The sequence below is a fragment of the Clostridium sp. CTA-5 genome, from assembly GCF_054768135.1.
Window position 1 is genome coordinate 874,893 of record NZ_BAAAAT010000001.1, and the last position, 12,463, is coordinate 887,355.

The 12,463-nt window shown below is 24.4% G+C and carries 8 protein-coding genes; 2 read left to right on the forward strand and 6 right to left on the reverse strand.

The genetic code is table 11. The features are described from left to right. Positions 1 to 140: 140 nt before the first annotated feature. The 5 genes from ACYUET_RS04085 to ACYUET_RS04105 form a co-directional block, all read right to left on the reverse strand. On the reverse strand, positions 141 to 1,586 hold the full coding sequence (locus tag ACYUET_RS04085; protein ID WP_460277967.1) for an esterase/lipase family protein: 1,446 nt from the start codon (positions 1,584 to 1,586) through the stop codon (positions 141 to 143). 321 nt (positions 1,587 to 1,907) lie between these two features. Beyond that, entirely contained in the window at positions 1,908 to 2,783 is an 876-nt protein-coding gene (locus tag ACYUET_RS04090) for a ComEC/Rec2 family competence protein (protein WP_460277968.1), read from the reverse strand. Between the two features lie 157 nt (positions 2,784 to 2,940). Next, positions 2,941 to 4,596: a family 14 glycosylhydrolase gene (locus ACYUET_RS04095; RefSeq protein WP_460277969.1), complete on the reverse strand. Its 1,656-nt coding sequence runs from the start codon at positions 4,594 to 4,596 to the stop codon at positions 2,941 to 2,943. A 548-nt stretch (positions 4,597 to 5,144) separates the two neighbouring features. Next, the gene (gene fliB, locus ACYUET_RS04100; RefSeq protein WP_460277970.1) at positions 5,145 to 6,287 is read right to left on the reverse strand and encodes a flagellin lysine-N-methylase; all 1,143 of its coding nucleotides are present in this window, start codon (positions 6,285 to 6,287) and stop codon (positions 5,145 to 5,147) included. A 288-nt stretch (positions 6,288 to 6,575) separates the two neighbouring features. Then, positions 6,576 to 8,582 (reverse strand): thioredoxin domain-containing protein, encoded by a 2,007-nt coding sequence (locus ACYUET_RS04105; RefSeq protein WP_460277971.1) that lies wholly within the window; start codon positions 8,580 to 8,582, stop codon positions 6,576 to 6,578. Between the two features lie 237 nt (positions 8,583 to 8,819). Between ACYUET_RS04105 and ACYUET_RS04110 the strand changes: the two genes are divergently transcribed. Further along, positions 8,820 to 10,469, forward strand: coding sequence for a GxGYxYP domain-containing protein (locus ACYUET_RS04110; protein ID WP_460277972.1), 1,650 nt, complete (start codon positions 8,820 to 8,822; stop codon positions 10,467 to 10,469). A 97-nt stretch (positions 10,470 to 10,566) separates the two neighbouring features. Here the strand turns inward: ACYUET_RS04110 and ACYUET_RS04115 are convergent, their stop codons facing one another. Continuing rightward, positions 10,567 to 10,959, reverse strand: a complete 393-nt coding sequence (locus ACYUET_RS04115) for a zinc ribbon domain-containing protein (protein ID WP_460277973.1) — start codon at positions 10,957 to 10,959, stop codon at positions 10,567 to 10,569. A 144-nt stretch (positions 10,960 to 11,103) separates the two neighbouring features. On the opposite strand from ACYUET_RS04115, the gene ACYUET_RS04120 reads away from it, so the two are divergent. Then, positions 11,104 to 12,108, forward strand: coding sequence for a hypothetical protein (locus ACYUET_RS04120; RefSeq protein WP_460277974.1), 1,005 nt, complete (start codon positions 11,104 to 11,106; stop codon positions 12,106 to 12,108). Positions 12,109 to 12,463: the final 355 nt, after the last annotated feature.

Below are 12,463 nucleotides of genomic sequence, written 5' to 3' on the forward strand. Positions count from 1 at the left end.
ATTTATTATGTGCAATAAATAATGTATTTACTTTATTTAAATTTAAATCAGAGTTTTAATATAATAAATAAAAAATAAAGTAGTTAGTAAGATTTTTACTACTACTTTATTTTTAAAGCAAATGTTTTTACAAAAATACTCTAATATCCTTTATTTTTAAGTTCTGATACAATTTCTATGTATTTTTCTATAACATCAAATCCTTTATAATCATCTCTTCTTAAATCTATAATATCTCCATGAGAGATTCCTCGTCTATACTTATTTTTCAATATACCTTTAAATTCTCCCCATTTAGCAGAATCAACTGCTACTAATCCGTCATTAGCGCCTTCTGTTAATTTTACTAAAATGTAAGGAATTGCTACAACATAATCACTAAATATATTTCTTACTACAGTTGCATAACTTTGATAATAAACTTTTGGTACATCTTTTACTTCATCATTAAATATTCTACTATGACTAGTTGAAAATTGTCTGCTTGCTGCATAAAAATCAGGGTTTTTATCTCCTAACATTCTATAATATCTATCAAATAATTTTGCAATAACCTTATAAATTTTATCAGGTATCTTACAAGCAATATCAACAAATTTACATCCTCTATGTGGTGATGAAATCATTGTTAATGATGCAACATAATCACCCATTTCTAATTTACTAATCATATAACGTGCATCTAGTCCACCCTTTGAGTGTGCAATAATATTTACTTTTTCAGCTCCTGTTTCTTTTAAGACATCAAAAATTTTACTTTTAATATCTTGTGCATTATAAGCAACTGTCCCCCACGCTTCTTGATTGCCATAATAAACTGTTGCACCATTATGAATTAATTCTTTAGGTATTCTTCCCCAATAATTAATATATTTTAAATCTCTAAATCCAACACCGTGTACTAACACAATAGGATATTTTGTTTTACATATTTGTGAATCAATACGAGTATCATTTCTAATTACTTTATAACATTCATGATCATATTCTATTTTTGCAATATGACATATATAAATCATTATAAAGACATTTATAATTGGAACAAAAACCCAAAAAGCTATTATAAATCTTTTTAATATCTTTAATCTTCTTGAAGTACATAAAACTCTCAATATTCCATTTATAAGTAACGTAACAACATTTAATCCTGTAATAATACTATCTATTATAAAAATATTATTAGGAATATTTATGTCTTTTATTGCCTTAAAAAGAATTGTGTATATTATAGTTTGAATAAACCCTACATATAACCCATAAAAAACAAGACTTCTTCCATTTAACATTATTCTTAGTCTAATATTTATGTCTTTTCTTTTATCATTAGTAATTATGTTTAGTTTTAGCCAAATATAAAAAATAAAAAAAATTATTTCAATTAAAATAATCCATTTACATATAAATTTATCTTGTCCAAATTTAGTATGTTCACTAAAAAGATATCCTAAAAAAACAATATGTGGTGCAAAAATTAAATATATTGTTATTAAAGCTTTATGTAATAAACATATTTTTTTGATAAGATCTAAGAATACGATGCTAAGTATTATTATCGTTACAATAAGGGTTATTATAAATCCTGTCATTATTTCAATCAATCCTTTTATTCTTTAGTTATTAAAAAATACAAATTTAAATAAACATATTATTTAAATTATTATTATATTCTATACAAACATATCCTATTATAGCATATTATTCTACATTAAATAATTCTCTTTATATATGATAGATGATTTATATTAATAGTAAAATTAATAGTAAATCTAATTCTATTTGTGATAAACATATCAATTTCAATAATAATTACAAATAATATTAACGCATATGAAACATATATGTAAATAAATTTAGACTGTTACAAAATGTAACAGTCTTTTAATATATATTAGAATTTATAAATGCTTTTAACTATTATAAAGTGTGAATCTTATATTCTTTTGATTACTCACAGCTATTATTGTTCCATTCAAATCTGTTCTAAATATTTTAACTTCTCTTTTATTTAATTTATCTAAAGTTTCCTTATGTGGATGTCCATAATCATTATCTTTGCCACAGCTTACTATTGCATATTTAGGATTAACTTTATCTAAAAATGCCTGACTTGTAGATGAACGACTTCCATGATGTCCTAATTTAAGCACATCCCCACTTATATCTAATTGTTTAGCTAATATTTCACCTTCTGACAAGCTTTCTGCATCACCCATAAATATAAAAGAAGTATTACCATATTTTAATTTACATGCTATAGAATAATTATTTAAATTATTATATTTAATATTATTAGGAGCCAAAAACTGTAATGTTGCATTACCTAACTTTAAACTATCTCCTGAAGTAGGAGTTTTAATTTTTATTTTTTTATTTTGAAGAGCTCTTACCATATTTTCAAAAGTTTTAGTTGTATGAGTTATATTGGGCGCATAAAATTCTCCAATAGTAAAGTTATTTATTATAGTCGTCATTCCGCCTATATGATCCTCATGTGGATGTGTAGCTATTATATAATCTAATCTAGTAATTCCAATCGATTTTAAATAATTTAAGGCTTTGTTATCGTTACATCCAGCATCAATTAAAATGTTTTTTCCATCAACTTGTATAAGTTCAGAATCCCCTTGCCCTACATCAAGATAATGTACGTTCATGTCTGTTAAAGACTTTTGAGTTTTTACATTACTATTTCCAATAGCTTTTATAGGATTTCTATAGGATATTAAAAAAATAGATATCATGAGAATTAATAGTAAATTAATTATTTTTTTTATTGAATTCATTATCTATCCCTTGTTTTATTACTTACAATTTTATAGTATTTATAAAATTGTAAAATGTTCTATAAACAATGAATTTTACAAAAAAAGAACCTATTAAAATAGTCTTTTTTAATGTCTATTTTATAGGTTCAATTTTAATTATTTTTTTATTCTATTATTAATTATTCCAGCTCCAGTTATAATTTCCACCATCTTCTGGAACAGTATATGAATGATTATCTCCACTCTCCCAAGTTACATTTCCACTTTTATCTTTCTTTATTGCTTTAAATTCATAATTTTGTCCTTCTCCAAGATATACAGTTATTGTAGCTTTTCCATCTTTACAAGTGAATTCTGAAGGATATAATCCTGTAGTCCAGTTAGCCATTTCCCAATTACTACCTGTTAAATATAATTTTTCTCCATTATTTAAATTAACATTGTCTATTGTAAAAGTTACTGGTACTGGTTTTCTTACTAAAGTATCTATAAAAGGTTTAAAATCTGAAGTAAATTCTCCATTACTTGATAAAAGATTATTTATTCTTAAAAGTGTAAATCCTGAAAGGTCATAATTAAATAATGCTTCAGCTGAATTTTGATATCCTTGATTATTATTTACAATAGCTAATGCATTTTCACCACACATTGTTATACCTTTCGATTTTGCAAGATTTGCAATCTCTATAACAAGACTTTTTGGTGCTGAATAATAATTATCCTTATAAGCATCTGAATCATTCATTTCAAGACATGTAAAAGTTAAATCTAAGTCTGATTTTTTAAATTGATCAAGTAAATCACTATAGTTATAAAGACCTGCACAATACTCTGCAGCATGTGGCATTGTAGGACTATTCATTAACCAGTGTATACCTGCTACTTTTGCACCAATTCTAACATTAAAAACTGAATCAAAATTTTCATGTGCTTTAGATGCCATTTTAGCTAAATGTTTTTCAAGCGTTTCTTGATACCAAGTCAAAAAATCGTTTCCATAAGTTGTTTTATAACCATTTATAAAGAAATTATCACCATCAGTTGGAGGTTGTATTTGTGTAAAATCCGCTAAATTTGTTTCCCATTTATCATTAACTTCAGAAATAGTACCATATTTATCTTTCATAGCATCTTGGAAATCTTTTACAGCACCTTCACTATAACAATATAATTGTCCACGTTCAGGATAAGTCCAACCCGCTATATTTGTATTATAAGAAGGATATCTTAATTCTCCTGATGGACCAGCTGAAAGATATATTTTAGCTATAATATCTTTATATTCACTAAAATTTTCTGCAAATGAAGCATAAAGTTCATCATATTGTTGTTCAATACCTGACCACCAAGGGCTAAGATATTCATCAATATATTGTCCTTCTTCATTTTTAAATTGCATATTTTCTTTACTATCCTTTGTCCATAACCAGCTTGGTAATGGAACTGTTGTTTCTCCATTTCCAACATTTCCGCCGCATTGATGAGTTGATAAAATAGGAACCCATTTTAATCCAGAAGAACGAACAACATCAGCATACTTTTTATAATAACTCCAATCAAACTGATTATCTCCATTTTCTTCTACATAACCCCACCAAATATCTGTTGTAATTGCATATACACCATTATTTTTAAGTGTTATTAATTTTTCTTTAAATACATCCCAGTTATTATCTTTTATTTTTTCAAGTGGAGCCATAACATAAGTTTTGTAATCCTTTTTTATAGTTGACGCAAAAGTTGTAATGCTAGAAGATAGCATTATAGCAAAAGTTAATATCAACGATAATGCAACTTTTGCATATTTCTTAAATAAATTATTATATTTCATAATTTTTATCCCCCTTAAATTTCTATTGTTTAGTTAAAACATCCCTTGATAATATTGGCTTTAATAAAATCCCCCCTTTTATAGATTTAATTGTATTAATTATCTTTATAATTTATCTTTTAGTAAATTGTTTATCTAAATTTGAATATAAATCTTTATTTTTCAGAAACCATTTACAATCAAACGCAATCGTTTGCATTAAATTGTAAAAAAATAATATTTTATTATTTTTCTTGAAATTTAATAAATACGTATATAAAAAACGATTACAAATAAGCTAAAAAGATAAATTAAGTTAAAATAATCTTATAATCCATAAATATAATTTCATATAAAAATATAACTTGGACATTCATACCATTATTTAACTTTAAATTAATAATATATTAAAATTTAACATTTTTCAATATAAAATATAAAATTTAATTTTAAAAATAATAAATTTCTTAACTAAATATTCTCGCAAAAGTAATATCTAGTTAAGAATATCAATATAGTTTTAAAGGATAATATAAGCTTAAAATTAAATTTTTATAAATATACTCTTTTTATTTTTCTAGGATATCCTCAAATACTTTATTATGCTCTATATCTTTACCTAATGCTTGAATAACTCTTATAATTTGTTTATCTGTTATGTTTTTATTAGAGTTTACAGAAATCCCAATAACATATGCTTTAATTAATCTATAAATATTAATTAATAAATTAATACTTTTAATTAAACTTTCTCCTTTATTAAAAGGAATTAAATCCTTAAAAATTTGATTTACTATATAATTTTCAAATATATAATCATATTCTTTTATATTATTAAAGTATTTAGAATTCTCATTTAAATATTTACATATGTCTTTCTTATTTAGAATACCTTCTCTATATTCATTAACACATTGTTTTAATCTTAAGCTTCTTATATTTTTTACAAGTTTCTCATCACAAATCTTTATGTAAAATTCGTTATTTTCATTAAATTCTAGTCCTTTAAATAAATCATAATCTATTAATTCATCATTAAAATTTTCTAAAATTTCTTCTATATCATCAAATTTATATTTATTGTATGATTTTTCAATTTGCTCATAAAAGTTTTTAAGAATAGATAATCTCTCTTCTATAGAGAACCTTCTTAATTGCATAATATTTATAGAAATTACTCTTATATCCCAGAAATATTGAAGAAGACTTTCAGTACCTTCAAATGCTTCACTGTCAATAATTCTTCTTATTTCAATATTATTTTCTTCTAAATCCTCTTCAATTTCAATAAATTCCATTTTATCTTTATTTAAAAATGCTCTCAAACATATTTCTTCGCATGAAGATAAACCGCTTTTTTCATATATATTATCCACAAGGTTAAATACTCTAGGATAGCTTTTGCAAGTTATACAAAGATGTTCTTCTCCTATTTCTCCATGTATATCACAAAGCATATTACAATTTAAAAATGGACATCTACTTTCATCTTTAAGTATCATAAACCCCTGATTAAATGATTCATGTTCATCAGTATTTTTAATAAATTTTCCATCTACTAAAGCTTTAAGTTTTCCATTGCTATTAATGTACTTATTATATGTAGCTTCATCTATGTTAATATCCCACCCTGCACAACATGTATCAGTACATTTTGAGCTTATACATTTAAAATCTACCATATACTTAGGAATAAAAATATTTACTTTCATAATTAACTCCAATCTATTTTACCAAACAAAAAAGTAGAAGCTGTATAATTAAAGCTTCTACTTCTTTTCAATATATTAATCAAACCATTACTATCTTCACATTAAGCTTATTTATTATCTTTCCAAGAACTTATTATACTTTTAATTTTTTCTAAAGTCCAATTAAATTTTATATATTTATTAAAGTATTGTTTATATTTTATATAAGGTTAAAGTATAATTTAAATTGCTTTTAAGTATTAAAAACTAATTTTAATCTAATTCACAGCATATATTTTAACTTTTAACTTATAAAAACTCTTTAAGTTCATTAATATCATTTACTGGAGTTAGGCATGATTTACCCTCACATAAGTAATAACTTGATTTATTGTTTATTAAATTATAATCTTCTATAAATGGCATTATCTCTTCTAATTCTTTTTTATTTTGCTCAGTTTTAACTACTATAGTTAAATTAAAATCATATTTTTTCTTCAAAAAATTCGTCAAATTATCTATTTCAGATTCATCTTTAATAATACATATTAATTCTTTTGATGAATTTAATGCAAAAGAAGCTGCTATTAAATAAAATGAATGATTTATTTCTCCACTAAATAAAGCCCCTGTTATAAAATTAAGTTGTTTTTCTGACATATCTTCTAACTTTGGATCCCCAGTTATTCTAGCAAGTCTTATTAGATTATATGCAGCAACAGAATTTCCAGATGGTATTGCTCCATCAAATAATTCTTTAGGTCTAGCTATTAAATTTTCTCCATCTTCTCCATAAAGAAAAAATCCATTTTGTTCTTTATCATAAAAAAGATCAATCATCTCATTAGTAAGTTTAATAGCTTTTTTTAGATAATCAGTATCAAAAGTACTTTGATAAAGTTCTATTAGACCAAAGCATAAAAAAGCATAATCATCTAAATATGCCTTATGTAATGCTTCACCTTCTCTATATCTTGCAAGTAATCTTCCATCATTATCAATTAAATTATTAAATATAAATTCTTCTGATTTTTTAGCATAAGCTAAATATTTTTCATCTTCAAATACCATATATGCTTTTCCGAGTGCTGCTAGCATAAGCCCATTCCATGAAGTTAAAATTTTATCATCTTTATGAAGCTTCATTCTAGAAGATCTATAACTTAATAGTTTTTTATTTAAATCATTAATTCTAATATTTTCATAGTTAAAATTATTGTTTTTTAATAAATTAGGAATGCTGTTACCTTCAAAATTACCACTAGGTGTTATATTAAAATATTCATTAAAATACTTTCCATCCTCTTTTCCTAAAACTTCAATAATTTCTGATGGATTAAATACATAAAACTTACCTTCTTCACCTTCACTGTCCGCATCTTCTGCACAATAAAACCCACCATGTTCATTAGTTAATTCTCTAAACACATAATCTAAAGATTTTTTAGCTACATCTTTATATAATTCTTTCTTTGTAACTTGATAAGCTTCTAAATATGTAATTATAAGAAGTGCATTATCATAAAGCATTTTTTCAAAATGTGGAACTAACCATTTATTATCTGTAGAATATCTTGAAAAACCATATCCTATATGATCAAATATTCCTCCTCTATACATACAATCTAATGTTTTTTCCACCATATATAAAGCTTCTTTATCATTTTTTAATTTATGATATCTAAGTAAAAACATTATTTTATGTGGTGTTGGAAACTTAGGTGCTGACCCAAATCCACCATAAAGTTCATCAAAACTATTTAAAAGTTGATCATATCCACTATCTAAATTCTTAAAACTTACTTTAGAAGCATCAGTTTTACTAACGAAATATCTATCGAGTTCAGAGAGTATGCTTTCACTTGAAGATACTATTTTTTCTCTATTTTTTTCCCATTCAGTAGATACAGCTGTTAAAATATCCATAAGTCCGGGCATATTATATCTCGAATGTTTAGGAAAGTAAGTTCCTGCATAAAATGGTTTCTGATCTGGAGTCATTAAAATAGTTAAAGGCCATCCACCACTACCATTAAGTGCTTGACATACAGTCATATAAACACTATCAACATCTGGTCTTTCTTCTCTATCTACTTTAATTGCTATAAAATTTTCATTCATATATTTTGCAACTTCGGTATCCTCAAAAGACTCTTTTTCCATTACATGACACCAATGGCAAGTGCTATATCCTATACTTAAAAAAATAGGTTTATTTTCTTTTTTAGCTTTATAAAAAGCCTCTTCATTCCATGCATACCAATTAATTGGATTGTAAGCATGTTGAAGAAGATATGGACTTTTCTCTTTTATCAAATTATTTGATTTTCTATTATTGATAAAATCACCTCATTAATTTTATTTTCTTATTATATAGTTTTATCTTAAATTTAATTTATTATGTAAAAGATAACCTTACAAAAGTTAATTAGAGTTATTTAAATATAATATATAGTTTTTTCTTAACTCACATAAGTTCTCTTTACGAATAAATAACATATTTATAACCAATCATAATGATTATTATAAATATGTTATTTGAGGTGTTTACTTATGAAAAAATTAATTAAAGTTTATCTATCTATATTTTTAATAATAATTTTCTTTTTTGAAAACAATTATTGTATCTTCTTAAATGCTCTTTATAATAATTATAATGACTATTCTTGTTTTAAAAATGATATATATAATACTGATTCATATATCAAAAACCCTATTGTACCAAAACATTTATATGTAATTTCAGAAAGTGACATGAATAAAGAAGAACAAACTATGATTTCTACTCTTCAAGGAATAATATCTACTAAATCCGATATTCAAATTTATATACTAACATTAAATGAACCCGATTATAATATTTGGCTTAATGATTTAAATAAAAATTATCATGTCAAATATAAAAGAATTAGGAGTCCTTGGAAATTATTAAATAAGTTTAAATCATATATAAAAGGTTACATATTATATAATAATTCAAAAAGTTCATCTATAAATAATGCTTGTTCATTAGCTGCATTAAAAGATTCAATAGTCATTGATGAATCTTTAGAATATAAGATTAAAAGTTATGGAATAACAAAGTTAATTCAAGATTGTAGAGATACTGATAAATATTGGGCCTATAATAATCTTTGGAATCTAGGATTAAACCACTCTACTGTAATAGAATTATCACCTGATAAATCTATGGCCTTAAGAGATTATGCAATAATGTCAAATTCATTAATATTTTATGAAGATGATGTAAATGATACTTCTTTAAGAGAAAGCATATTTAAATCTATGGATAATACTGCACATTGCTTGGGATGGGGACCTGATGAACATATTAATGTAAGTATAGCTTCTAAATTTGGTGTAGATATTATCGCTGCTGATTGGTCTTATAATTTATCTACGTTAAGTGCCTATCCTTGTCGTGTTGAAAATCAAATATTTGAAAATGAATTCAAGGAAGAGGATGATGTTCATTATATAACTTTCATTGCCTCTGATGGCGATAATCAACAATGGTTTCTTGGAAATAATTACAGTTCAAAAGAATGGTATGGTTCACAATATAGAGGAGATTTTAACTTAGGTTGGTCTATAAGCCCTGCTCTTTATTATTTAGCACCTACAGTTTTTAATCAATATTATCAAAGTGCTAGCTCTTTAAAATATAATGATTACTTTTTAGTGCCACCATCTGGAAATGGATATATGTATCCAAGTAAATTTCCTATAAACAAACTAGATAGTTATACTAAAAGATTAAGTAATTATATGAAAAAAGTTGATCAAAGTTATGTACTAATACTCGATGATGATGCATTTTATAAAAAAGATTTATGGAATAAGTATACATGTCATGATAATGTAAATGGACTTTTTTATCTAAATTATAAAAAACATGATGATTATAATGGAAAACTAATTTGGTCAAACAGTAAACCAGTTGTATCTTGTCGCGATTTACTTTGGAATGATCTTGAAGATGAAGATAAATTAGTTGAAAACATTAATAATAGAATTGATTTAGGTTACACAAATATAAAAAACCCCAATGCTTATACTTTTGTTTATGTTCATGTCTGGAGTAAAACTATGAGTGATCTTGAAGATGTAATTACTAAATTAAATAAAAATCCTAGAGTAAGAATTGTTACTCCTGATATATTTATAAAATTAATTAAAACTAATATACTTCCGATCAATTAATATGAATAAAATAGATGTATTTTAATTTTTTAACTACATCTATTTTAATTATCTTTTATTTGTTTCATCAAAAATTAATATTTAAGTGCCACAACAACTAGTTAACTCTTTCTCCACAATTGGGACAATATTTAAAATTATATTGTAATTTTGTACCACAATTAGAGCATATTTGGGGTTCATAATAAGCATTATCATAATATTTATTGTTTATTTTATTAATGTCCCAATAAGTTAATTCTATATTTTCTCCATTTTCAATAGCTTTACCTTTATCTTTTGGAATGCTATATATAGAATTACATCTAGTACATACTACATAATAACTCTCATTCCATTTAAAAAGAGGAAGAAAAAAGAAATGAAAATAATCAAAATTTTTTATTAATCTACCCATAACATTTGTATTGCACTTTTCACAACTTATATTATTTAAAACTTTTATTTCATTTTCTTTATTTTCTATTCCAAATATCCCTATGAAAAACATATTATCACTATCCTTATTTGTATGTTGTATTTATAACTTTCCACTTCTTCAAGTTGAATTTTATTGTATACGATTTATATTATAACATATGGAGTATTTATGCATATACTATTTTATAATTAATTATTTAGGAGATAAATATAAATGTTAAACGAAAATTATAATACTTATGAGGATAATGATGAACCTTTAAACTACGAATTTTCTTCTATTCCATATGAATATTTTAGTAATCAAAGATCTCCATTTCCACCTCCAGGCGGTAAATCTCCAGGAGGTGGAAATATGCCCCCGGGAATGCCACAATCACCACCTCCAAATTATATTCCTACTAAAAAGGATTCAGGGGTTCAACAACTAAGTAAAACTCAAGGAGGACCACAGACTAAAGCTGTTAGTCAAAATTCAATAAGATTTTGCCTTTTTAAATACACTTATATTTGGGAAACAAACGGTAGAAGCTATTGGAGCTTTTTATTGAATGTTGATAAACGCTCTGTATCTGGATTTAGATGGCTAGGTAGACATTGGGTTTATTTTGGATTGGACTTAAGAAGAATTGATTCATTTATATGCTACAGATCTGATTTAATATCTAATTGTGAAAATTGCAGAAATTCGATAAATAATGATATGAAATTTAAAAATAATAAACAAGAATATTCTTTAAATGGAATTAGAGAGATATATACTAATACTTTAGCTTCTATCGATGTTCCTGAAGTTAAAGAAGATTTTACAACCCAAACTATAGGTTATATAGATGATAACCCAGTTACTACAGAAGTACCATGTGTAAAATTTAGAAACATTAGTTATAGAATTAGCTTAGAGTTATCATACCCTAGTAATTATGATAAAGATTTAAAAAGTAAAATAAATTTATTAGCTAATGAAGCAAGTAATGATGCTTATAAAGCAATTACTTCAATTAGATACAATGATGAAAGTTCTAATCCACTTGAAATATTCAATTCATCTTTAGGACTAATTCCTGATGCTCTTAAAGCTTTTTCTGATTCATTTGATTATAAATTTAGAGAATTAAATGAATCTAAAGGTGATTATAAAGAAATCTCCTATTCTATTAGAGAAGAAAAAATTAGTGACACTTGGAAACCTTATTATTATAAAAATCCCTTATTTTAATAAAATTTATTAAAAACTAAAATCGAAAATCTCATGTTGATTTAAACAGAATATCACGTGAGATTTTTGATTTAAGTACACTTTAAAGAGTACTTTTCTAAAAATTATATCAATAAAAATAATTAAAATAATATACCTAAGTAAATTTTTAACTTTATTAAACTAAATTATAATTTAGAGTTGTTAAAAGTAATGTTTAAAATAACAAATTACTTTAATTATGTATTTTATATCATTAAGTACAGAGTATTAAAATATAATAATATAACTATATTTTAAAATAAATATGGATATTACATATTAAAATAAGACTTTTTTATGGTTAAATATCAACATTATTTTAAACTATTATAAA